The 21,586-nt window shown below is 57.4% G+C and carries 21 protein-coding genes; 9 read left to right on the top strand and 12 right to left on the bottom strand.

Annotated features, from left to right (window positions below):
• Positions 1 to 14 precede the first annotated feature (14 nt).
• The 4 genes from HV157_RS13820 to HV157_RS13835 all read left to right on the top strand — a co-directional run bounded on the left by HV157_RS13820 (position 15) and on the right by HV157_RS13835 (position 4,274).
• Positions 15 to 1,397 (top strand): glycoside hydrolase family 1 protein, encoded by a 1,383-nt coding sequence (locus HV157_RS13820; protein WP_121340349.1) that lies wholly within the window; start codon positions 15 to 17, stop codon positions 1,395 to 1,397.
• Positions 1,397 to 1,699 carry a PTS lactose/cellobiose transporter subunit IIA gene (locus HV157_RS13825; protein ID WP_014168006.1) on the top strand — a complete coding sequence of 101 codons (303 nt, stop codon included), beginning with the start codon at positions 1,397 to 1,399 and terminating at the stop codon, positions 1,697 to 1,699. The genes HV157_RS13820 and HV157_RS13825 overlap by 1 nt, the downstream gene beginning before the upstream one ends.
• A gap of 138 nt (positions 1,700 to 1,837) precedes the next feature.
• Positions 1,838 to 3,217, top strand: coding sequence for a carbohydrate porin (locus HV157_RS13830; RefSeq protein ID WP_014168005.1), 1,380 nt, complete (start codon positions 1,838 to 1,840; stop codon positions 3,215 to 3,217).
• 151 nt (positions 3,218 to 3,368) lie between these two features.
• On the top strand, positions 3,369 to 4,274 hold the full coding sequence (locus tag HV157_RS13835) for a DMT family transporter (protein ID WP_182268068.1): 906 nt from the start codon (positions 3,369 to 3,371) through the stop codon (positions 4,272 to 4,274).
• A 39-nt stretch (positions 4,275 to 4,313) separates the two neighbouring features.
• Here the strand turns inward: HV157_RS13835 and nepI are convergent, their stop codons facing one another.
• The 10 genes from nepI to ivbL form a co-directional block, all read right to left on the bottom strand.
• Entirely contained in the window at positions 4,314 to 5,504 is a 1,191-nt protein-coding gene (gene nepI, locus HV157_RS13840) for a purine ribonucleoside efflux pump NepI (protein WP_121340351.1), read from the bottom strand.
• Positions 5,505 to 5,671: 167 nt separating this feature from the next.
• On the bottom strand, positions 5,672 to 6,124 hold the full coding sequence (locus tag HV157_RS13845; protein ID WP_014167992.1) for a DUF1198 domain-containing protein: 453 nt from the start codon (positions 6,122 to 6,124) through the stop codon (positions 5,672 to 5,674).
• A 186-nt stretch (positions 6,125 to 6,310) separates the two neighbouring features.
• Entirely contained in the window at positions 6,311 to 7,315 is a 1,005-nt protein-coding gene (locus tag HV157_RS13850; RefSeq protein WP_182268067.1) for an alpha/beta hydrolase, read from the bottom strand.
• A 153-nt stretch (positions 7,316 to 7,468) separates the two neighbouring features.
• A complete protein-coding gene (uhpT, locus tag HV157_RS13855; protein WP_020882733.1) occupies positions 7,469 to 8,860 on the bottom strand; it encodes a hexose-6-phosphate:phosphate antiporter in 1,392 nt (463 codons plus the stop codon).
• A gap of 132 nt (positions 8,861 to 8,992) precedes the next feature.
• Positions 8,993 to 10,312 carry an MFS transporter gene (locus HV157_RS13860; RefSeq protein ID WP_014167989.1) on the bottom strand — a complete coding sequence of 440 codons (1,320 nt, stop codon included), beginning with the start codon at positions 10,310 to 10,312 and terminating at the stop codon, positions 8,993 to 8,995.
• Entirely contained in the window at positions 10,305 to 11,810 is a 1,506-nt protein-coding gene (uhpB, locus tag HV157_RS13865) for a signal transduction histidine-protein kinase/phosphatase UhpB (protein ID WP_150343624.1), read from the bottom strand. Before uhpB ends, HV157_RS13860 begins: the two co-directional genes overlap by 8 nt.
• On the bottom strand, positions 11,807 to 12,400 hold the full coding sequence (gene uhpA, locus HV157_RS13870; RefSeq protein WP_014167987.1) for a transcriptional regulator UhpA: 594 nt from the start codon (positions 12,398 to 12,400) through the stop codon (positions 11,807 to 11,809). Before uhpA ends, uhpB begins: the two co-directional genes overlap by 4 nt.
• A 73-nt stretch (positions 12,401 to 12,473) precedes the next feature.
• Positions 12,474 to 12,761, bottom strand: a complete 288-nt coding sequence (gene ilvN, locus HV157_RS13875) for an acetolactate synthase small subunit (protein WP_014167986.1) — start codon at positions 12,759 to 12,761, stop codon at positions 12,474 to 12,476.
• A 3-nt stretch (positions 12,762 to 12,764) separates the two neighbouring features.
• A complete protein-coding gene (ilvB, locus tag HV157_RS13880; RefSeq protein WP_182268066.1) occupies positions 12,765 to 14,453 on the bottom strand; it encodes an acetolactate synthase large subunit in 1,689 nt (562 codons plus the stop codon).
• Positions 14,454 to 14,560: 107 nt separating this feature from the next.
• Positions 14,561 to 14,659: an ilvB operon leader peptide IvbL gene (gene ivbL / locus HV157_RS13885; RefSeq protein ID WP_071605430.1), complete on the bottom strand. Its 99-nt coding sequence runs from the start codon at positions 14,657 to 14,659 to the stop codon at positions 14,561 to 14,563.
• Between the two features lie 525 nt (positions 14,660 to 15,184).
• Here ivbL and tisB point away from each other — a divergent pair.
• The 4 genes from tisB (at position 15,185) to emrD (ending at position 18,041) form a co-directional block, all read left to right on the top strand.
• Entirely contained in the window at positions 15,185 to 15,274 is a 90-nt protein-coding gene (gene tisB, locus HV157_RS13890; protein ID WP_020684667.1) for a type I toxin-antitoxin system toxin TisB, read from the top strand.
• A gap of 64 nt (positions 15,275 to 15,338) precedes the next feature.
• Complete coding sequence (locus HV157_RS13895) at positions 15,339 to 15,785, top strand: GNAT family N-acetyltransferase (protein WP_014167984.1); 447 nt, start codon at positions 15,339 to 15,341, stop codon at positions 15,783 to 15,785.
• Positions 15,786 to 15,847: 62 nt separating this feature from the next.
• Positions 15,848 to 16,681: an EamA family transporter gene (locus HV157_RS13900; RefSeq protein WP_020882736.1), complete on the top strand. Its 834-nt coding sequence runs from the start codon at positions 15,848 to 15,850 to the stop codon at positions 16,679 to 16,681.
• A 175-nt stretch (positions 16,682 to 16,856) separates the two neighbouring features.
• Positions 16,857 to 18,041, top strand: a complete 1,185-nt coding sequence (gene emrD / locus HV157_RS13905; protein ID WP_020882737.1) for a multidrug efflux MFS transporter EmrD — start codon at positions 16,857 to 16,859, stop codon at positions 18,039 to 18,041.
• On the opposite strand, the gene HV157_RS13910 is transcribed toward emrD, so the two are convergent.
• Together HV157_RS13910 and dsdC are read right to left on the bottom strand one after the other, a co-directional pair.
• Complete coding sequence (locus tag HV157_RS13910; RefSeq protein WP_020882738.1) at positions 17,944 to 19,032, bottom strand: cellulase family glycosylhydrolase; 1,089 nt, start codon at positions 19,030 to 19,032, stop codon at positions 17,944 to 17,946. The genes emrD and HV157_RS13910 overlap by 98 nt on opposite strands.
• Before the next feature lie 85 nt (positions 19,033 to 19,117).
• On the bottom strand, positions 19,118 to 20,044 hold the full coding sequence (gene dsdC, locus HV157_RS13915; RefSeq protein WP_182268065.1) for a DNA-binding transcriptional regulator DsdC: 927 nt from the start codon (positions 20,042 to 20,044) through the stop codon (positions 19,118 to 19,120).
• A 204-nt stretch (positions 20,045 to 20,248) separates the two neighbouring features.
• On the opposite strand from dsdC, the gene dsdX reads away from it, so the two are divergent.
• Positions 20,249 to 21,586 (top strand): D-serine transporter DsdX, encoded by a 1,338-nt coding sequence (gene dsdX, locus HV157_RS13920; protein WP_182268064.1) that lies wholly within the window; start codon positions 20,249 to 20,251, stop codon positions 21,584 to 21,586.

Genomic DNA, 21,586 nt, shown 5'->3' on the forward strand with positions numbered 1-21,586 from the left:
AAAGAGGAAAGGTCATGAAATACGCATTTCCCGATAATTTCTGGTGGGGCAGCGCAAGCTCCGCCCTCCAGACCGAAGGGACACGAGAGGGTGAAACCACCTGGGATTACTGGTTTGCCCGCGAGCCGAACCGTTTTCATAATGGCGTGGGACCGCAGCACACCTCCACGTTTTATCAACACTGGAAAACGGACATTCAGCTGTTAAAGCAGCTGAACCACAACAGCTTTCGCACCTCGATTAGCTGGGCGCGCCTGATCCCCGACGGTGTCGGTGAAGTGAACCCGGAAGCGGTCGATTTTTATCATCAGGTCATTGATGAGCTGATTGAACAGGGTATTACCCCGTTTATCACCCTGTTCCACTTCGACATGCCGATGGCGATGCAGGAGATTGGCGGCTGGGAAAACCGCAACGTGGTGGACGCTTACGCCCGTTATGCGCAGATTTGCTTCGATCTGTTTGGCGATCGCGTGCTGCACTGGTTTACCTTCAACGAGCCGATTGTGCCGGTGGAAGGCGGCTATCTGTACGATTTCCACTATCCCAACGTGGTGGATTTTCGTCGTGCGGCCACCGTGGCGTATCACACCGTGCTGGCGCATGCGCAGGCGGTACGCGCTTACCGTGCCGGGCACTTCGCCGGGGAGATCGGTATCGTACTGAACCTGACGCCGTCCTATCCGCGCTCGCAAAACCCGGCTGACGTCAAAGCGGCACACATTGCGGACCTGATGTTTAACCGCAGCTTCCTTGACCCCGTCCTGCGCGGCGAATACCCGGCGGATCTGGTGGCGTTGCTGAAATCTTACGATCAGCTCCCCGCCTGCAAACCGGAAGACAGTTTCCTGATTGCGGAAGGAAAAATCGACCTGCTCGGCATTAACTATTATCAGCCGCGTCGCGTGAAATGCCGTGACAGTGCGGTGAACCCACAGGCCCCGTTTATGCCGGAGTGGTTCTTTGATAATTACGAAATGCCTGGCCGCAAGATGAATCCATACCGTGGCTGGGAAATTTATGAGCCGGGTATTTACGATATTCTGATTAACCTGCGCGACAATTACGGTAACCCACGCTGTTTTATTTCTGAGAACGGTATGGGTGTCGAAAATGAACAGCGCTTTATTGAGAATGGTCAGATAAACGATCAATACCGCATCGATTTTATTTCCGAACATTTGGCCTGGCTGCATAAAGGTATTAGCGAAGGGTGCCAGTGTCTTGGCTACCATATGTGGACCTTTATTGATAACTGGTCGTGGTGTAATGCGTATAAAAATCGCTACGGATTTATCCAGCTCGATTTAACTACCCAGCAGCGCACCATCAAGAAAAGCGGCGAGTGGTTTGCCGCCACCGCATTAAATAACAGTTTTGACAGAGAGTCAGTGTAATGATCGCATTAGAAGAAGCCGTAATGGAAATTATCGTCAACGCCGGTCAGTCGCGTAGCCTGTGCTTTGAAGCCCTGCACGCGGCGCGTCAGGGCAACCTTGACGAAGCCAAAAGCCTGCTGCGTGAAGCCGATGGCTACGCGCGCCAGGCGCACAAAATGCAGACCAAACTGATCGAACAGGATGCGGGCGAAGCCCGCCAGCCGATGACCTTAATAATGGTTCACGCGCAGGATCATTTAATGAATTCCCTGCTGGCACGTGAATTATCCGAAGAAATAATCCATTTATATCAGAGATAATGTATGGCGAAAAAACGTTAATGTAATCACTCTGTACCTAAAATAGAAATCCACTTGTTCTGATGATAGCGACAAACTCTGTCAGATCGGAGCGGGATGGTTATTGTCTGAATAAAATTAAACTATATTGAGATAACCATGAATTATATTAAAAAACTTCCATTAACCATGGCGGTTGTCGCCGCGCTTTGCCCAATTTCTGTACTCGCACAAGAATTTACGCAAGAGCAAATCGACGCCATCGTGGCGAAAGCGGTAGACAAAGCGCTGGCCGAACGGCAGGCCAAAATGGACGCCGCCGTCGCGAAAAAAGCGGACGTGGTCACCGAACCGCAAAGCGCGGCGCAATCACCGGACCTCGCGATTCCGTTTGGGGTTAAATTTACCGGCTATGCCCGCTACGGCGCGCACTTCCAGGCAGCCGATCAGAAATACGTGGCGGTAGACGGTTCCTATAACGGTGCATCCGCAATCGGTCGTCTGGGTAACGAAGGCAACGGCGGTGAATTCCAGCTCTCCAAAGCCTTCAAGGGCGACAACGGTGCCATCTGGGACATCAACGTGATGATCGACCACTGGGGCGACGAGGTTAACCTGAAAAAAGCCTATGCCGGTGTGACCAACATTATGGCCTCCAACCCGAACGCCTACTTCTGGGCCGGCCGTGACTTCCACCAGCGTCCACAGCAGGGTATCAACGATTACTTCTGGATGAACCACGACGGCCAGGGTGCCGGGGTGAAGAACTTCGACATCGGCGGCGTGCAGTTTGACGTTGCCGCGGTGGCCGCGGTGGAATCCTGTAGCCCGGAAGTGATGGAAGATGAGGCAAACCCGTCGCGCATTACCTGTACCGGCGGTTCCGGCACGGGCGACAAGGGTAACTACGCTGCGACCTCTAAAATCCACGGCATGAAAGTCGGCCCGCTGGATCTGGAGCTGTACGCGAACTACGGTTTTGACTCCAAAGCCATTGAGAGTGAAGAGCGTCTGAAGGCCTGGCAGGGCGGCGTGGTGCTGAGCCACACCAACGACAGCGGCGTGAATAAGGTGATTGCCCGTTATTCTGATAACGCGGATAACAGCGTATTCAACAAAACCGAAGATCTGACCACGGTCTACGCCAGCTTCGAAGGGCTGTACAAATTCACCCAGGCCACGCAGGTGGAGTACATCCTCGCCTTCCACGACTACGACAACAGCCGCGATAAAACCGATAACCGTAAGAACTACAACGCCATCGTGCGTCCGATGCACTGGTGGAACGACGTTCACTCCACCTGGCTGGAAGCGGGCTGGCAGCACGTGGATTACGACAATGGCGGTGATAACAAAGGCTGGAAGCTGACCCTGTCGCAGAACATGTCTATCGCCATGGGGCCAGAGTTCCGCCCAATGCTGCGCTTCTACGTGACCGGCGGCAAAGTGGATAACGAACGCACCGCCCGTGTGAACGGTACAAAAGATGAGACGCTGGATGATTTCAACGTCGGCGCGATGTGGGAAGCGTGGTTCTAAGCAAGGTAAAAGCAAAACGGCAACGCACGTTGCCGTTTTTCGTGTTTGCACCCTCTCCCGTGGGAGAGGGCCGGGGTGAGGGCATCAGGCCACACCGCACCCGGCAAGACCCATGTTATGCTACACAAAAACCAACATAACAGGGGAGAACATGGGTTCCACACGTAAAGGAATGCTCAACGTTCTGATCGCCGCCGTTTTATGGGGCAGCTCAGGGGTTTGCGCGCAGTACATCATGGAGAAAAGCCAGATCTCGTCCCCTTACCTGACGATGATTCGCCTGCTGTTTACCGGCGTCATCTTGCTGACCCTCTCCTTCGTTCATGGCGACAAGATTTTCTCGGTCATCAAACATCGTAAAGACGCCCTCAGCCTGCTGTTTTTCTCGCTGGTTGGTGCGCTCACCGTCCAGCTCACCTTCCTGCTGACGATTGAAAAATCCAACGCGGCGACGGCCACCGTGCTGCAGTTTCTCTCGCCAACGATCATCGTCGCGTGGTTCGCGCTGGCGAGGAAAAAACGTCCAGGCGTGTTTGTTTTATCCGCCATTTTGACGTCACTTGTCGGCACCTTCCTGCTGGTCACCCACGGCGATCCAACCTCGCTCTCCATCTCCCCTGCCGCCCTGTTCTTCGGTATCGCCTCGGCCTTTGCCGCCGCGTTTTATACAACCTACCCGTCGACGCTTATCGCCCGCTACAGCACGCTGCCGATTGTTGGCTGGAGTATGTTAATCGCGGGGGTCGTGCTGACGCCGTTCTACGCCGGACGCGGGACCACCTTCGTGATTGATGGCAGCCTGCTGCTGGCGTTTTTCTATCTGGTGGTGATTGGCACGGCGCTGACGTTCAGCCTGTATCTGAAAGGCGCGCAGATGATTGGCGGGCCGAAGGCGAGCATTCTGAGCTGTGCCGAGCCGCTGAGCAGCGCCCTGCTGTCGGTGATTTTGCTTGGAGTGGCGTTTACGCTGCCGGACTGGCTGGGCACGCTGCTGATTGTGTCGTCGGTGGTGCTGATTTCGATGGATTCGAGAAGACGGGTTCAGACATCGGCGTAGCCTGATATCCCCTCTTCCCTGTGGGAAGAGGGGATTTACTTATTTTGCTTTAACCTTACTCGCCACCAGCAGCGCCGTCAGCAGCATCAGGGTTCCTGAGATCACCAGCGGTGACGTCAGCCCCAGATGGTCCAGCGCAACGCCGCCGATCGCCGCACCGCAGGTGTTCGCCAGCTGGATCACCGCGACCTGAATCGACCCGGCTTTTTCCGCCTGATCGGCGAGCGAGCGGGTGATCCACGTCGACCAGCCCACCGGCACCAGCGCAAAAGCAAAGCCCCAGATAATCGCAATCGCCGACGCAACCCACTTATCGCTGCCCCACAGCACCAGCACCGCAGCGCTAATTGCCAGCACCAGCGGCGCACCCGCCAGCGCCACTTTCAGAGAACGCTTCAGGAACGGGGACGACAGCGAGGTGCCGACAAAGCTGGCGATACCGAAGCTCAGGAGTACCAGCGTCAGGCCATCCACATCAAACCCGGCCATGTTCATGAATACCGGGCGGATATAGGTGAAGAAGGCAAACTGTCCGGCAAATGCCATAAAGATGGCGGTCATCCCCGCCAGCACGCCCGGGCGCTTCAGCAGGCTGAACATATTCTGTTTATGGTGTGCCGCTTCCCCCGGTAAGGACGGCAGCGCTTTCCAGACCCAGAGAATGCATAGCACCCCCATCACCGCGGCAGCGTTAAAGACGTTACGCCAGCCGATGATCCCGCCAAGGAAACTGCCCAACGGCGCAGCTATGACCAGCGCAATCGAAACAGCACCAAAGATCACGGAGAGGGCTTTCGGCACGGTGCGCGCGGGAACCAGACGCATGGTGAGCGAGGCCGACATTGCCCAGAAGCCACCTAATCCCAGCCCCAGGCAGGCGCGACCCAGCAGCAGCAGGGTGAAGTTATTGGCAAAAGAGACCAGCAGGCAGGAGAGCGTCAGCAGCACGCTGAACAGAATGACCACTTTGCGGCGGTCGATGGCGCCGATCACCTGGGTAATAAACAGGCTCGCGAACATCGCCACAAAGGCGGTCACGGTGACGGACTGCCCCGCCACGCCTTCGGAAATGCCCAGATCCTGCGCCATCGGCGTCAGCAGGCTCACCGGCAGAAACTCAACGGTAATCAGGCAGGCAACGCAAAATGCCACGGAGAAAACCGCCGACCAGTTGGGGCGAGTGACCTCCTGGGTCTGCGGTCTGGGCGTGGGCTGAATGTGTTCTGTCATGGCGTCACCTGAAGATAAAAACGTGCGGAAAAGTCGCGCAGTTTATCATCAAAAGTGTGACGGATTTAACGTTTCAACAACTTTCGTCGTATTTTTATCGGGCAGCGCGCACCTGTAAGACCCGCTAAGCACAGCGCCACCGGGACCGGCGGCAGGAGCATGTACTATCAATGCAAATAAAACACGCCCTCTTCCGGCAGGAAAAGCTGGTTATAGCGTAACTGGAAGGCGTTTAGCTCCTGCGGATCGGGCTCCATTTCACGCATAAAACCCAGCGTCAGACGGACCTGCGCGTCCGTGATCGGCGCGGCCAGACGGGCTTTACGCAGCATACGGTGCCAGGCAAGCAAATTCTCTTCACTGCCGTCGACAATGCAGACCTGCCAGATCAGCAGCACCTGCGCCGCGTTTTGCAGATGCGCTTCGTCCGGGCGTTCAAGGTAGCGGATAAACTCATTGCCGGGCGTTTTACCGAACTGATCGATCATCGATTCTACAGGAACCGGGGTGATCCCCAGCCGCTCGCTCAGGCGTTTAATTGCGCGACGTGAATCTGAGGTCAGGACCCGAAATCCCACCACAAACACCACGGCAAGCGTTGCCAGCATTATCCAGACCATGCGTTCTCCTCTACGTCAGCCGCTCATCATAGCGGGAAACGCGCGGCGTCGACAGCGGGCAAGGCCATAATAGTGCAGTGAAAAAAGGTGGAAAATCGTTATGAGGGCAGCGCCAGGGATGCTGGCGAGTAGTGCGCGGGAGACAGCCCGCGCAGAACGGGCTGCGGGGCTGTTGCTTTAGACCGGTCAGCGTACCTGCAGCCCTTTCAGCAGCGCGTCATGGAAGCGCTGAGGGTCCTGCATCTGTGGCGCATGGCCCATGTCGTTAAACTCAACCAGCGTCGCATGCGGAATGCGTTTTTCCGTCTCCTTACCCAGTACTGCATAGTTGCCCAGCGTCTTGCGGATCGCCGGCGGGGCGAGGTCTTTCCCGATGGCGGTGTTGTCTTTGGTGCCGATCATCAATAATACCGGCATCTTCAGTTCACCAAATTCGTAGATCACCGGCTGGGTATAAATCATGTCGTAGAGCAGGGCTGAGTTCCAGGCGACACGCGTTTTGCCCGGCCCATTGTTCAGCCCGGCCAGCATCGTCACCCAACGCTCATACTCCGGCTTCCACTCCCCGGCATAGTAGGTATTTTTCTCGTACTGACGAATGCCATCGGCGCTGGTTTTAAGTTCACGCTGATACCATTGATCGACCGTAATATGCGGTACGCCGCGGGCTTTCCAGTCTTCTAAACCAATCGGGTTAACCATCACCAGCTGTTCCACTTCCTGCGGCCACATCAGCGCGTAGCGGGTCGCCAGCATGCCGCCGGTCGAGTGTCCAATAACCGTCACGCGATCGACGCCGAGCTGCTTAAGCAACGCGTGGGTGTTATCCGCCAGCTGCTGGAAGGTGTACTGGTAATGCTCGGGTTTGGTGGATTTACAAAAACCAATCTGGTCTGGTGCCACCACGCGGTATCCGCTGGCGGAAAGCGCGCGGATAGTCCCCTCCCACGTTCCGGCGCAGAAGTTTTTACCGTGCATCAGCACCACGGTGCGGCCGTTGGGTTTTTCTGGCTTAACGTCCAGATAGGCCATATCAAGCGGCTGAAGTTGCGAGGTAAAGGTGAAATGCTTAACCGGCCAGGCGTAATCAAACCCCTCCAGCTTCTCACCGTACGTCGGCGCATCCGCCGCCAGGGCGGGGGAGGCAAGCGCCACCAATAGCGCAAGACAGGATAGTCGTCGGTTTACCATGCAAGCTCTCCATAACAAAACGGACAAAAGCCGCGGGGTGCGGCAGCAAAATTAAAATGTAGAGCATTGCAGGGAGCGGGTCTGTAAAGGGGGGTAAAGGTGGGATGTAAAAAAAGCCCGGCGGTCAACCGGGCAAAGAAGTTACCTGCACACTCAGGCTACTTTTAATTTCTGCATCCGATTTTCACGGCGAATCTTACGTTCTTCCAGCACCGCGACCATCGCCATCAGGACGATACAGCCGATGGCGGCGGCATCCAGCGCGGCAAAGGTCCCGGCCCAGCCGGTGAGGCCGAAAATCGGCGTGCCGTCGGCGATCATACCCAGACCCAGCTTGGCGAAGCTGTCACCGATCAGGTAGGCGAAGGTGCCTTTAATTCCATCGGCAGCGCCGATCGCTTTTTTCGGTACGAAGCCGACTGCTGCCACGCCGATCAGCAGCTGTGGACCAAACACCAGGAAGCCGAGCGCGAACAGGGACGCCAGGTAAACGTACTGGTTGCTGGCGTGCTGGTAGACGCCGAGCGTGGCGATAATCAGCGCCAGCGCGACGCAGGCCACCAGCGCGCGGCGACCATTGGCGAGGTCCGAGAGCCAGCCCCACAGCAGCGTGCCGACCAGCGCGCCCACTTCGAACAGGGTGAAGCCCTGAATCGCAACTTCTTTGGAGAGCTTCAGCTCCTGGAAGGCATACACGGTTGACCACTGGTCGATGCCGATGCGCACCACGTACAGGAAGATGTTGGAGAAACAGAGCAGCCAGATCACTTTGTTTTTCAGCACGTACTCAACAAAGATCTGCCATTTGGACATCTCGTTTTCTTCGGTCTCTTTGTCCTCTTCGCTGATCTCCTCGCCGAACAGCTCTTCGGCTTTGCCGAGGCCGTACGATTCCGGGGAGTCGCTGCCGTAGCGCAGGCCGATAAAGCCGACAATCAGGGCGATAATCGACGGGAAGATAAACATACCGATCACGTGGCCGTCGAACAGGTAGTTTGCGCCGAACAGCGCCACGCCTGCCGCACCCGCCCCGCCGAGGTTGTGGGAGATGTTCCACATGCCGAGGTACGAACCACGCTTGCGGCGAGGGGTCCATTTGGTGATGGTGGAGTAACTGCACGACCCGCCGGTACTCTGGAAGAAACCGCTCAGGGCGTAGAAGGCGATCATCATGAACAGGCTGACGGAGCCCGCGCCCATGCTGGCGCTGAAGCCGAGCATACAGATGGCGGAGAGGATCAGCATAAACGGCAGGAACTGCTTGGTGTTTTTGCCGTCCGCGTAGTAGGAGACGACGGTTTTACCCACGCCGTAAGTGATGGAGAAGCCCAGGCCAATCATCCCCAGCTGCGTCATGCTCAGCCCGTAGGTTGAGATCATGTCGTTCTGCGCGATGTTAAAGTTTTTGCGGATCAGGTACATGGTCAGGTAGCCGATAAAGACCACCAGGTAAGACTGCATGAACGGTTTGAACCACATTTTACGCCGCACATCGAGCGGCAGATCCAGGGTCGGCTTGCGCACCTGATTTAAGAAGGCCAGCATGATTGGTTTACTCCTGAGCTGATTTTTGCAGCATTGTAAAAACCAGCCGGGAGCGACGCCTGAGACAGCGTCCAGGTGAAACCAGGAAAATTTCTTAGTTTTGCGCCATTCGGGATGAAAAGGTGAAGCACATCACGCTTCGTGTGCCTCGCGCGGCGCCTGCGCATGCAGGAACGGCAGCAACAGCAGGGCCGAAATTCCTGCCGCGATGGCGATCACGGCGAAGAAACCGCTCCAGTGCCAGACGTCGATCACCCGCGCCAGCGGCCAGCCGGAGAGCGAAGCGCCAAGGTAAGCAAACAGCCCGACAAAGCCCGTCGCTGCTCCCGCGGCGTCTTTGTGCGAACACTCCGCCGCCGCCATGCCGATCAGCATCTGCGGGCCAAAGACGAAAAAGCCGGTGGTGAAGAAACACGCCGCCTGCATCACGTAGCTGGCAAACGGCATCAACCATAGCGAACCAACGGAAAGCAAAATCCCGGCGGCGAAGATCAGGTTCATCGGCCCGCGGTTACCGTTGAAGAGCTTATCCGAGCCCCAGCCCGCCACCAGCGCGCCGATAAAGCCGCCCAGCTCGAACATCGTCACCGCCGAGTTGGCGGTCACCAGATCGACGCCCAGGGTTTCGGACATATACAGATTGCCCCAGTCGTTGATCGCCGCACGCACCACGTAGACCAGCACGTAGCAGAGGGAGAGTAACCAGATATAGGGATTTAACAGCACATATTTGGTGAGGATCTCTTTACGCGTCAGCCCTGCACCTTCCTGCTGTTGAGCGACTTCCATCTCGTCGTGCCGCCAGTCGCCTACCGCGGGCAGGCCCACGGTTTGTGGCCTGTCACGCAGTCGCCAGCAAAGAAACAGCCCGGCAACGATCGCCAGCCCGCCGGCAATCATCATTCCCGTGCGCCAGCCGTAGTGCAGCGCCGCCGCCCCGACCACCATCGGAATAAGCGCCCCCCCGACGTTATGCGCCGTGTTCCAGATAGCCCACCAGCCGCCACGCTCGTTGCGCGAGTACCAGGCGGTAAGCAGACGGGCACACACCGGCGCGCCCCATCCCTGGAAAAAGGCGTTCAACGCCCACAGCAGCGCGAAGGCCCATAGCGAGGTGGAGAAGCCAAACAGAATGTTCACCACCCCGGTGGCAATGAGTCCTGAGCCCATAAAATAACGGGCATTCGAGCGGTCGCTGACGATACCGGAGAAGAACTTCGACAGGCCGTAGGTGATGTAAAACAGCGTCGCCAGCAGGCCAATATCGGTGCGTGTCATCACCCCGCTGGCGAGGATTTCCGGCGCGGCGGCGTTGAAACTTTTGCGGGTAAAGTAAAAAAGCGCATACCCCAGCCAGATGGTGATCAGGATATGGCGACGCCAGTAACGATAGCGGGCGTCAATTTCACGTTTATCGTTTAGCGGGGCGGCATTCGCCGGGGTTTTAAACATGCTGACTCCTCAGCGGTAAACTGACGCTGACGCGCGTGCCGTGGGTGCAGGAGATCGTCAGGGTGCCACCCAACGCCTTGACGCGCTCACGCATGCCCGCCAGGCCAAAACCCAGCTGGCCGGAGCCCGGCGGCAGACCGCAGCCATCATCTTCAATCACCAGCATCAGGCGTTCATCCTGTTGCCATCCCTGCAGCGTTACCGCGCTGGCGCTGGCGTGCTTAACAATATTATTCAGCCCTTCCTGACAGACGCGGAACAGCGTGACGCGCTGGCCCTCGCTCAGCAAAGATTCATTGATGCGCCAGTCAAGATGACTGACGATCCCGCGGCTTTCCAGCTCCATCTCGCGCATCAGAGACCGTACCGCCTGCTCAAGCGTAAGATCGTCCAGCTGGCGCGGTCGCAGCCTGCCAAGCAGTCGCCGCACCGAGTCATACACACCAAGAGAGAGCTGTTCGATATGTGCCCCGCCCTGCTTTACGCCAGCGTTTTCGGCCGCCAGACGCTGAACGATGCCTGCCTGAGTGCGAATGGCGGTAATGGTCTGGCCGATGTCATCGTGCAACTCGCGGGCCACCTCCTGCCGGACGCTCTCTTCCGTTTCCAGCAGGCGTTCTGCCAGACGGCGATTACGCGCCAGCTCGGTTTGTAATGAGTGGTTAAGTTCACGCAGGCGCTGAATCCCGGCCCCCAGCAGCAGCCCGGTCAGGCTCTGGGCCAGCAGGGAGAGCAGTAAATCGACGGGGTGATCGTGCCAGGTCTGGCTGGCAATCAGGGCGATAGCGTTCATCAGGGTGGCAATCAGCGCGCCCTGCCAGCCGTAGTGCCACGCAAGGGCAATAATCGGCAACGCCAGGCAAAACGGGGTAAAGCGCGACAGCTCATCGGGCAGGCCAAGCTGCAGCCACAGGCTGATCGCAAACAGCAGCAGATACCAGATAAGATGCCGGGCGCGCCAGTTTACCGGCTGAGAGACCAGCGCCGGTCCGAGCGGCTGCCAGACGGTACTGGTGAGGTAGTGCCAGATAACCAGGCAGGTGGGAGCCAGCGTCAGACCGCCGGTCAGCGTCAGCAGAAGGGCGTTAAGCATCTCCTCCTCGCCGGTCCACGGCAGGGACTGCAACAGCGCGGCGGCAATCAGCGCAGCCCCCTGACGCAGCAGCGTGCGCCAGTCGCGCTGGTGACGATAACGGGAGATCAGCGCCACCGGGATCAGCGTGAGTACGCTGCCCGTCAGCAGTAAAGGCAAGTGCGCCAGCGCCACCTCCTGCGCCAGCCAGACCAGCATCAGCCATTCGGCGCCCAGCAGTACCGGCCAGAAACCGCGCGGGCATTGCAGCATCAGCCCCAGACGCAGGCCAAACGGGAAAAGCAGCACCGCCAGCTCCGGGCGTTCAACCAGATGCAGGCTGATGCTCCACAGGCAGAACCAGGCGGCGGAGAAAATGGAAAAACTGGCAGCAACGGCGATCAGCCGTGAAAACAGCGGGTTCATTGCCAGCTGTCGAACATGCGGCGCGCCAGCTCAACGTCATTACTGACGCCGAGTTTTTCCATCAGGTTAGCGCGGTGAACGTGAACGGTTTTTGGCGACAGCCCCAGGTCCACGGCAATCTCTTTCACCGACATCCCCTGCGCCAGTTTTTCTGCCACCTGACGTTCGCGTCGGGTGAGTGGGTCTTGTCGCCCTGCCGCCAGCTTGATGGCGATATCCGGCGTCAGGTAGCACCCGCCGGTGGAGACCGTGCGCACGGCAGCGATCAGTTCGTCCGGGCTGCAGCGCTTGGAAAGAAATCCGCGTGCGCCTGCGTTCAGTGCCTGCTCCACCAGCGCCGGGCTGTCATGGACCGAGAGCATCACGATCGCCATCCCTTTCGGCAACTGGCTCAGCAGCTCAAGCCCCGAGAGATCCGGCATCGAGATATCGCAGATACAGACCTGGACACCGCGCCCGGGCAAACCTGCCAGCGCCTCGCGACCGGAGCCGAACTCCGCCACCACCTGAAAATCAGGCTCAAGGTTCAGCAGCTGGGCAAATCCGGAGCGGACGATGAGGTGGTCGTCGATAAGGGCGATGGTGGTCATGGCGCGTTCCTGGCGGGTTAAAAAACGCGCTTACCTTAACGATAAGCGCGTGGGGGTTCAAGCTTTGCGCTATTTACTCGAAGAACACCGCAATTTTGTTAAACATGGTGGGATCGGACTGGTTGCGCACCACTTTCTCGACATCTTCCAGCTTATCGATCTGCGCAATCATCTGCTCCAGACGCTGATCGTCATTCACCAGTAGCCAGATGCGGCTGTGCTCGCTGCCCTGAATGGGCAGACAAAGGATACCTTCCACGTTAAACGCGCGGCGGGCAAAAAGCCCACAGACGTGCGTCATCACGCCAGGGTGGTTGCGGACGGTGAGTTCCAGAATGACGTTATCATGTTGTTTCTGCATGGCTTATTCCCCCACCATCTCAGTATTTGCCGCACCTGGCGGCACCATCGGGTACACTTTTTGTTCAGGATCGATACGCACGTGGATCAGCGCCGGGCCAGGACGAGAAATCGTCGCCTGCAGCGCCGCATGAGGGTCCGCTTCCGCGTTCAAATCGCAGGTATGCAGGCCAAAACCGGCGGCAATCTGCATAAAATTAATCGTGCCTGGATAGGTCGCGGCAAACACGCCCTGCGTATAGAACAGACTCTGCTGCTGGTGCACCAGCCCCAGCGCCTGGTTGTTCATCAGGATGATTTTCACGTCTAACTGGTTTTCGGCTGCCGTCGCCATTTCCTGAATGTTCATCATCAGGCTACCGTCACCGGAGAAGCAGATCACCTTGCGATCGGGATTGGCCAGCGCCGCGCCCACTGCCGCCGGCAGGCCAAAGCCCATGGTCCCCAGTCCACCCGAGGTCAGCCACTGACGCGGACGGTTCAACGGGTAGGCCTGGGCGGTCCACATCTGGTGCTGGCCTACGTCGGTGGTGATAATTGCGCTGTCATCAACGCAGGCGGCCACGGCGTTAATCAGCCCGTAATGGCTCAGCGGGTCCCCCTCGGTTGGGATAGCGCCCGGGAACTCTTTTTGCAGATCGGCAACCAGCTGACGCCAGTCGGCGCGATCGGAAGCGTCCGTTTGCGGAATCAATTGCGCCAGCACCTCGGCAACATCACCCTGAATCGCCACATGCGGCTGCTTGATTTTACCCAGCTCGGCACGGTCGATATCCACATGAATGATTTTGGCGTTCGGGCAGAACTGCTCGGTCTTGCCAATCGCCCGGTCATCAAAACGTGCACCCAGAACAATCAGCAAATCCGCTTCTTGCAGAATGTAGTTCGTGCTGCGCGCGCCGTGCATCCCCAGCATACCCAGCGACAGCGGGTGCGCTTTTGGCAACATACCCAGCGCCATCAGGGTCATGGTGGTGGGCAGGCTGGCTTTCTCTGCGAGCTGGCGTACCGCGTCGGAGGCATTAATCGCCCCGCCACCCAGATAAAGCACCGGACGTCTGGCGGCGTTAATCATCGCCGCTGCAGCCTGCACGCTCTCTGCGCTGAACTGCGGCGCTGGCGCACGTTCACCCGGCTCCGGCAGCACGTCAATCTCGATCTCTGCGGTCTGAACATCCTTAGGAATGTCTATCCACACCGGGCCGGGACGGCCGGATTGCGCAATACGAAACGCATCGCTGATAACCTGAGGAAGCTCGGCGATATCGCGAACTAAATAGTTATGTTTAGTGATGGGGATAGAGATGCCGTAGGTATCCACTTCCTGAAACGCATCGGTACCGATCATGGAGGACGGCACCTGGCCGGTGATGCAGATCAGTGGAATTGAGTCCAGGCGCGCGTCGGCGATAGCGGTGACCAGGTTAGTCGCACCCGGGCCACTGCAGGCCATACAGACCGCGGGTTTGCCCTGCGTACGCGCCATACCCTGAGCGATGAAACCCGCACCCTGCTCGTGACGCGCCAGAACGTGACGAATCTGCGTGCTTTGGCTTAACGCATCATACAGCGGCAGCACCGTGCCGCCCGGGATCCCCGCAACCGTGGTGATGCCCTGTCGTTCCAGCAAATGAACGATTAACTGCGCGCCCGTGAAACGCGTTTTGGTGGATGTTGTGCCCGAACTTGCCATGCTCCAGTCCTTTTCTTCTGAGCCGACTTTCCGGGGAGGGTCCTTAAACGAAAAACCCCGCCCGGTTTGCGCCGGCGGGGTTTTGGATTCGTGTGTTGATCCAGTCCCTACGGCGCATTGCCGACGACCACCACCACACGCACGACGACCACTGCGGCTGGTTGCGCAGTTGCTAGTAGGGTCGAGGTGAACATGGATGCTGTCATTGGGGACCTGTGTTTGGAATCTATTGATAGAATTTATACAAACACAGCTTTTCGGGCATGACAATGGAAATATTTTCATCTGCGCAAAAATGCGTCGAAGATCACGTTTCGTTTGTTGCGTGCAGAAAACAAAAAACCTCGCCTGAGCGAGGTTTTTTTTCAGAGGTTTTGCGGTTGGTCGCCGCAGAACACACTGTGTTACGTCAACGCAAAAAGTATACGCGATCGAAGACGAACGCGCAATTCAGGCACGGATTTTGACGTTTTTGAGTATGGACCGCCTTCTGAATTTTGTCCAAAAAATACTGTTCATGCATACAGTATTTATCTATACTGAGGGTGTTCGCAGTGAGCGAGGGGGCCGCAGTTCTACCGGCGCAACGAAGTCCTGGCTGAAACGGGTGGTGCCGTCAGTGCCTTAACCCCCTGAAGTGAGCACACTGTGTTACGTCAATCCAGGTGCTGGTCACAGGCGGCGGAAAGGTACGCCAGCATCGTGCTCCTTTTAACCAAAAGGAGACGCGTATGAGCGTAGTGGATATGGTGATACTTATCCTCAAACTCATTGTTGCTGTACTGCAACTACTTGATGCTGTCCTGAAATACCTTCGGTGATTCAGGTTCAAGTCGCACCTGAGAGGGGCGGGCAACCGCCCCTCTTTAATAACGAGGGAATGCTATGTCGCGTCTGTTAATTGAGCCTGTCACGCCAGAAGAACCAGGCTATATCGCCTTAAAGGCCGAAAGTATCGCATCGAATTTCAACATGCTGCGCCGGCTGGAAGAGAACTGGCAGCGCGGTGAAAACCGTTTTAACGCACCGGGCGAAAAGCTGCTGGGCGCCTTTTTGAACGGCAAGCTGGTGGGCGTATGCGGTCTTAACCGCGATCCCTTCAGCCAGCAGCCGCGCGCCGGCCGCATTCGTCATCTCTACGTCAGCGAGAAGTGCCGCGGGCTGGGCATTGGTAAGCAGCTTCTGACCGTGGTAATGGCCGATGCCAGCATCTGGTTTGATTTTCTCAACACCCACGCGCCGGACGCTGCATACGGGTTTTATCATCAGGCGGGCTTTACGCTGGTCTCGGATGAACCACGGGTCACACACCGTCTGTTTTGCGCGGTGTGACCGGCTGGCAGCATCAGGTTGTGAATGTTACAGTTGAGTGACAATTCACCGCCAGATACGCCATGACCATTACCGTCTTCTGCATTTTACTGTTCGCCGCACTGCTGCATGCCAGCTGGAACGCCATTGTTAAAGCCGGTACAGACAAGCTCTATTCAGCAATCAGCGTTAGCGGTTCCGCCGCGTTTATCGCCCTGGTATTACTGCCCTTCTCCCCACAGCCGTCTGCTGCCAGCTGGCCGTTTTTAGGGGTCTCCTGCGCGCTGCAGGTGGTGTACACGGTGCTGGTTGCAAAGACCTACCAGGTCTCCGATATGAGCCAGACCTATCCGCTGATGCGCGGTACGGCACCGCTGCTGGTGGCATTGATAAGCGTGCTGGTGCTGGGAGATAGCCTGTCATGGCTCGCGTGGTCCGGCATCGCCGTGATCTGCCTGTCGATTCTGGCTATGGCCATGAACGGCCGCATGACGTCGCGTAAGGGGGTCTGGCTTGCACTGCTCAATGCCTGCTTTATCGCCGGGTATACGCTGGTCGATGGCACCGGCGTGCGGTTATCAGACACCGCGCTGGGCTATACGCTGTGGACCTTCTTTATGAATGGCTTCTGCCTGCTCTTCTGGGCGATGATGGCACGCCGACGCGAAGCTTCCAGATACCTGCGTACGCACTGGAAAAAAGGGCTGCTCGGGGGGATCGGCACCATGGGCTCTTACGGCCTGGCGCTCTGGGCGATGACCCAGGCTCCGCTGGCCGTGGTCGCCGCCCTGCGTGAAACATCCATTCTCTTCGGGGCGCTGATCGCATTTGTGCTGTTAAAAGAGAAGGTTGCGGGCCTGCGTATCGCGGCCGCAGTGGGAATTGCGGGCGGGGCGATCCTGCTGCGCCTGGCATAAATCACTGGCAACATTAGTTGCCGATCTTGTTTACAAATCCTGCCTTTACCCCTTCTGACATTCATCACAGGAATGCTTAATTTGTCATCTCTCTGTGGTAGATTCCTCGCGCATTTATGGGAATGCGTAGTCACTTATTCTTTATTTCTCTCTTTTGGCAAAAGTATTCAGCGACATGAAAAAACACAGGAACGTTAACTTATTGTTGATGCTGGTGTTACTGGTGGCCGTCGGTCAGATGGCGCAAACCATCTACATTCCGGCGATCGCCGATATGGCAAAGGAACTTAACGTCCGCGAGGGCGCAGTACAGAGCGTAATGGCAGCTTATCTGCTGACCTATGGCGTTTCGCAGCTGTTCTATGGACCGCTGTCTGACCGCGTCGGGCGTCGCCCGGTGATTCTGGTGGGTATGTCCATTTTCATGGTGGCGACGGTGATTGCCATTACCACCCATAACCTGACCATATTGATTGCCGCCAGCGCCCTGCAGGGTGTCGGCACCGGCGTCGGAGGGGTGATGGCGCGAACCCTGCCACGCGATCTCTATCAGGGCACCCAGCTCCGCCATGCCAACAGTTTGTTAAATATGGGGATTCTGGTGAGCCCGCTGCTGGCGCCGCTGATTGGTGGCCTGCTCGATACGATGTGGTCCTGGCGTGCCTGCTACGCTTTCCTGCTGGTGCTGTGCGTGATTGTGACCTTCAGCATGGCGCGGTGGATGCCGGAAACCCGGCCAACGGACGCGCCACGCACCCGCCTTATCACCAGCTATAAAACGCTGTTCGGCAACGGTGCGTTTACCTGTTATCTGCTGATGCTGGTTGGTGGCCTGGCGGGTATTGCCGTGTTTGAAGCCTGCTCCGGCGTGCTGCTGGGTGCCGGGCTTGGCCTGAGCAGCATGGTGGTCAGTATCCTGTTTATTCTGCCCATCCCGGCCGCGTTCTTTGGTGCCTGGTTTGCCGGCCGTCAGAACAAGCGTTTCTCAACGCTGATGTGGCAGTCGGTGATCAGCTGCCTGCTGGCAGGTCTGATGATGTGGATCCCGGGGCTGTTTGGCGTGATGACCGTCTGGACGCTGCTGATCCCGGCGGCGCTGTTCTTCTTCGGCGCGGGGATGCTGTTCCCGCTCGCCACCAGCGGCGCAATGGAGCCGTTCCCGTTCCTCGCAGGCACGGCGGGCGCACTGGTGGGGGGACTGCAGAACATCGGTTCCGGCGCGCTGGCCTGGCTCTCGGCGATGATGCCGCAAACTGGCCAGGCTAGTCTGGGGTTGCTGATGACGCTGATGGGGCTGCTGATTTTACTGTGCTGGCTGCCGCTGGCGTCGCGTGTTCCCCATCACGAGCAGCCGGTTTAACCGCATGATGGCCCGGCTTCTCGCCGGGCTTTTCACAAACAGGCGCGATCATGGCCTGCAGTAGCGGCTCTGGCGCAGGACGCCAGGCGCCCTCTTCCCCGTCGTAAAACTGAATATCCGCGTTGATAGCGTAGGGAATGTTGGCCTTTTGCAGTTCGCAGGCCATAAACGAGGCAAACGCCATTTGCGATGCGGTGGGGGTGAAGTGATTTGATTCACCTACGCCCCAGCCGCCCACCCAGCTGACGTGACCGGTTTTTTGCTGCCAGTGCAGCGCGGTCGCAATCCGATTATGGATAGCCGCTTTCTCCGCCACCGTCCCGGACGTCCACGGATATTTACCGTTACTCTTTAGCGGACCCCACGGGAAAATGTGCCACTCCGCCAGCAGATAATTTTGGCTGTGCGCCGGGAGTTTCAGGCTGGAGAGGTCCTCTGGCGCAGCCCGCAGACGTGGCGCGATGAAGATCATGCGATTAGCATCAATTGCATGAATGTCTTTGACAGTTTTCTCGTAAACCCGGTTAAGCGACGCGGCGTTATGGTTGAGCTTGTCCGCGGGTTCATAAATCAGGTCAAAACCCAGCAGGGGATAGCTTTGGCCGAAGTAGTGCGCCACGGCAATCCACCAGTTAATCACCTCTTTTTCCGTCTCGGCTTTCGGGTCGTTTTTATATTCATCGGCCTGATAAGCGATAATCGGGATCACCCCGTATTGCTCGCAGGCTTCCACCAGCTTACGCAGATGAATCAGCCGCGCCTCCGTCGGTTCATCGGCCACGCGGATACGCACATGGCTGATACCCTTCGCACGAAAATCGCGAACCACCAGCGGATCGAACTCCCGAATGCCGCGCTCGGTGCGCGCCCAGTCTACGTCCATCCCCACGCCCAGCTTTTGCGCATAAAGCGCAGCCGTCAGCGGTGGCTCAGCGGCAATCACCCAGCCGGAAGAGAACAGTAACGCAGTGGCAATCAAAGGCTTTAACACGGTGTACCTTGCGAGAAATCAAAAGCATTACCTGTATTTAGCACGCTTTTTCACATTTGGTGTAGCGCCAAAGCGTAATAATTCTTCAGCCAGCCAGTTCTCTCAGCCAGCTAATAAAGGCATCAATTTTCGGCCACTGTCGTCCTGGCAGGGTCGACATGTAGTAATGCTGATGGCATTTAAGCGTTTTCTCCCCAAACGGTGCAATCAACTCACCGCGTTCGAGCCGCTTTTGTACCAGCCGTTTTCGCCCCATCGCGACCCCGACATGGTTCATTGCCGCGACAATCGCTAAATCAGAGCGATCGAAGCCAATGCCCGATGATGATGGCATGTTCACTGCAAAATGTGCCGCCCAGCTGAGCCATTCGTCGGTACCGGAATCGTTACTCCAGGCCTGGCGATCGTGCAGGAGCGTACAGTGGCTGAGGTTGGCGGGATTTTTCAGCAGGTCATGTTCCCGGGCATACGCCGGCGAGCAGACGGGTAAAATCGCCTCGTCCATCAGGAAGTGATGCGTCAAATTGGCTGGCGGCGTATCGTCGAAATAGAGCGCCAGATCGATACCGGTTCGCTGCATATTGACGTTTTCATTGCCGGTCAGGATGGTCAGCGAGATCGCGGGATAACGCCGGGTGAAATCCCCGAGCATGGGCACCAGCCAGCACTGGGCAATCGACGGACGAGAGTAAACCGTCAACGTGCCGGACAGCGCCTGATTCTTGATATCCAGGATCTCCTGGTTCAACGTATCCAGCGACGATTTCAGCGTCCAGTAGACGCGTTTACCCTCCTGCGTCAGCTCCACTTTACGGTGGGAGCGGACAAACAGTGCTATCCCTAACTCCTCTTCCAGCAGGTTGATACGGTGACTCACCGCACTGGGGCTGAGCGACAGCTCCTCCGCCGCCAGCGCGAAGGACTCGTGGCGGGCGGCCACTTCAAACGTATACATTTTTGACAGCTGCCAGCCGTTTAACAGCCGGTTTCGACCTTCATTTGCGTCATTCATCGCACTTCTCACACGGACTTTTTCTGCTCAGGATACCGCTCAAAGTTGAATTTATGTGAACCAAACACGCATTAAGTGCGCTTTTTTGAGTCCAGTCACGCGTTTGATCCAATCTGGCTCACCTGAAAGGCAATTTATATCGTTTGTCAGCACCCGCTGATTTTTCGTCCAATACCCGTAAATAACATAAGGGTGAGGTGAGATATGGGTGCTCAGGTCTGGGTTGTGGCGACGCTGCTCATCAGCATCGCGTTAATCGTATTAACTATCGTAAAACTGAAGTTTCACCCGTTCCTGGCGCTGCTGCTGGCGAGCTTTTTTGTCGGTGCCATGATGGGAATGCGCCCGCTGGACATGGTGAATGCCATTGAAAGCGGTATTGGCGGCACGCTCGGCTTCCTGGCGGCGGTGATCGGGCTTGGCACCATCCTCGGCAAGATGATGGAGGTGTCCGGTGCGGCAGAACGCATTGGGATAGCGCTTCAGCGTTGCCGCTGGCTGTCAGCCGATGTCATCATGGTACTGGTGGGGCTTATCTGCGGCATTACGCTGTTTGTTGAAGTCGGCGTCGTCCTGCTGATCCCGCTGGCCTTCTCCATCGCCAAAAAGACCCATACCTCGCTGCTGAAGCTGGCCATTCCCCTCTGTACCGCGCTGATGGCGGTGCACTGCGTGGTTCCGCCGCACCCGGCTGCCCTGTTTGTCACGAATAAGCTGGGGGCGGACGTGGGGACGGTTATCGTCTATGGTCTGATGGTTGGCCTGCTGGCCTCGCTGGTTGGCGGCCCGCTGTTCCTGAAATTGCTGGGCGATCGCCTGCCCTTCAAAGCCGTCCCGGCTGAATTTTCTGACCTCAATGTTCGTGAAGAATATACGCTGCCCTCGCTGGGAGCCACGCTGTTTACCGTGCTGCTGCCCATCGGCCTGATGCTGGTGAAGACCCTTGCCGAACTGAATATGGCAAGAGAAGGCACGCTTTATACGCTGCTGGAATTTATCGGTAACCCGATCACCGCCATGTTCATCGCCGTGTTCGTCGCCTATTACCTGCTGGGGCTGCGCCAGCATATGGGGATGGGTACGATGCTGACCCACACCGAGCATGGCTTTGGCGCCATCGCCAACATTCTGTTGATAATCGGCGCGGGCGGCGCGTTTAACGCTATCCTCAAAACCAGCGGCCTGGCCGATACCCTGGCGCACATTCTGTCGAACCTGAATATGCACCCGATCCTGCTCGCGTGGCTGGTGGCGCTGGTTCTGCACGCGGCGGTGGGGTCGGCCACGGTGGCGATGATGGGCGCAACCGCCATCGTCGCACCCATGCTGCCGCTCTATCCTAACGTCAGTCCGGAGATCATCACCATTGCTATCGGTTCCGGTGCCATTGGCTGCACGATCGTGACCGATTCCCTCTTCTGGCTGGTGAAGCAGTACTGCGGTGCCAGCCTGAACGAGACCCTGAAGTACTATACGACGGCGACGTTTATCGCCTCGGTACTTGCACTTGGCAGCACATTCCTGCTTTCTTTCATTATCTGA

It is taken from the genome of Enterobacter sp. RHBSTW-00318, assembly GCF_014101375.1.
Taxonomy (GTDB): domain Bacteria; phylum Pseudomonadota; class Gammaproteobacteria; order Enterobacterales; family Enterobacteriaceae; genus Enterobacter; species Enterobacter ludwigii.

What these genes read in the sequence shown, in the direction of transcription:
- HV157_RS13820 (WP_121340349.1), top strand. Translation starts at nt 15, where the DNA reads ATGAAATACGCATTTCCCGATAATTTCTGGTGGGGCAGCGCAAGCTCC.
- HV157_RS13825 (WP_014168006.1), top strand. Translation starts at nt 1,397, where the DNA reads ATGATCGCATTAGAAGAAGCCGTAATGGAAATTATCGTCAACGCCGGT.
- HV157_RS13830 (WP_014168005.1), top strand. Translation starts at nt 1,838, where the DNA reads ATGAATTATATTAAAAAACTTCCATTAACCATGGCGGTTGTCGCCGCG.
- HV157_RS13835 (WP_182268068.1), top strand. Translation starts at nt 3,369, where the DNA reads ATGGGTTCCACACGTAAAGGAATGCTCAACGTTCTGATCGCCGCCGTT.
- nepI (WP_121340351.1), bottom strand. Translation starts at nt 5,504, where the DNA reads ATGACAGAACACATTCAGCCCACGCCCAGACCGCAGACCCAGGAGGTC.
- HV157_RS13845 (WP_014167992.1), bottom strand. Translation starts at nt 6,124, where the DNA reads ATGGTCTGGATAATGCTGGCAACGCTTGCCGTGGTGTTTGTGGTGGGA.
- HV157_RS13850 (WP_182268067.1), bottom strand. Translation starts at nt 7,315, where the DNA reads ATGGTAAACCGACGACTATCCTGTCTTGCGCTATTGGTGGCGCTTGCC.
- uhpT (WP_020882733.1), bottom strand. Translation starts at nt 8,860, where the DNA reads ATGCTGGCCTTCTTAAATCAGGTGCGCAAGCCGACCCTGGATCTGCCG.
- HV157_RS13860 (WP_014167989.1), bottom strand. Translation starts at nt 10,312, where the DNA reads ATGTTTAAAACCCCGGCGAATGCCGCCCCGCTAAACGATAAACGTGAA.
- uhpB (WP_150343624.1), bottom strand. Translation starts at nt 11,810, where the DNA reads ATGAACCCGCTGTTTTCACGGCTGATCGCCGTTGCTGCCAGTTTTTCC.
- uhpA (WP_014167987.1), bottom strand. Translation starts at nt 12,400, where the DNA reads ATGACCACCATCGCCCTTATCGACGACCACCTCATCGTCCGCTCCGGA.
- ilvN (WP_014167986.1), bottom strand. Translation starts at nt 12,761, where the DNA reads ATGCAGAAACAACATGATAACGTCATTCTGGAACTCACCGTCCGCAAC.
- ilvB (WP_182268066.1), bottom strand. Translation starts at nt 14,453, where the DNA reads ATGGCAAGTTCGGGCACAACATCCACCAAAACGCGTTTCACGGGCGCG.
- ivbL (WP_071605430.1), bottom strand. Translation starts at nt 14,659, where the DNA reads ATGACAGCATCCATGTTCACCTCGACCCTACTAGCAACTGCGCAACCA.
- tisB (WP_020684667.1), top strand. Translation starts at nt 15,185, where the DNA reads ATGAGCGTAGTGGATATGGTGATACTTATCCTCAAACTCATTGTTGCT.
- HV157_RS13895 (WP_014167984.1), top strand. Translation starts at nt 15,339, where the DNA reads ATGTCGCGTCTGTTAATTGAGCCTGTCACGCCAGAAGAACCAGGCTAT.
- HV157_RS13900 (WP_020882736.1), top strand. Translation starts at nt 15,848, where the DNA reads ATGACCATTACCGTCTTCTGCATTTTACTGTTCGCCGCACTGCTGCAT.
- emrD (WP_020882737.1), top strand. Translation starts at nt 16,857, where the DNA reads ATGAAAAAACACAGGAACGTTAACTTATTGTTGATGCTGGTGTTACTG.
- dsdC (WP_182268065.1), bottom strand. Translation starts at nt 20,044, where the DNA reads ATGAATGACGCAAATGAAGGTCGAAACCGGCTGTTAAACGGCTGGCAG.
- dsdX (WP_182268064.1), top strand. Translation starts at nt 20,249, where the DNA reads ATGGGTGCTCAGGTCTGGGTTGTGGCGACGCTGCTCATCAGCATCGCG.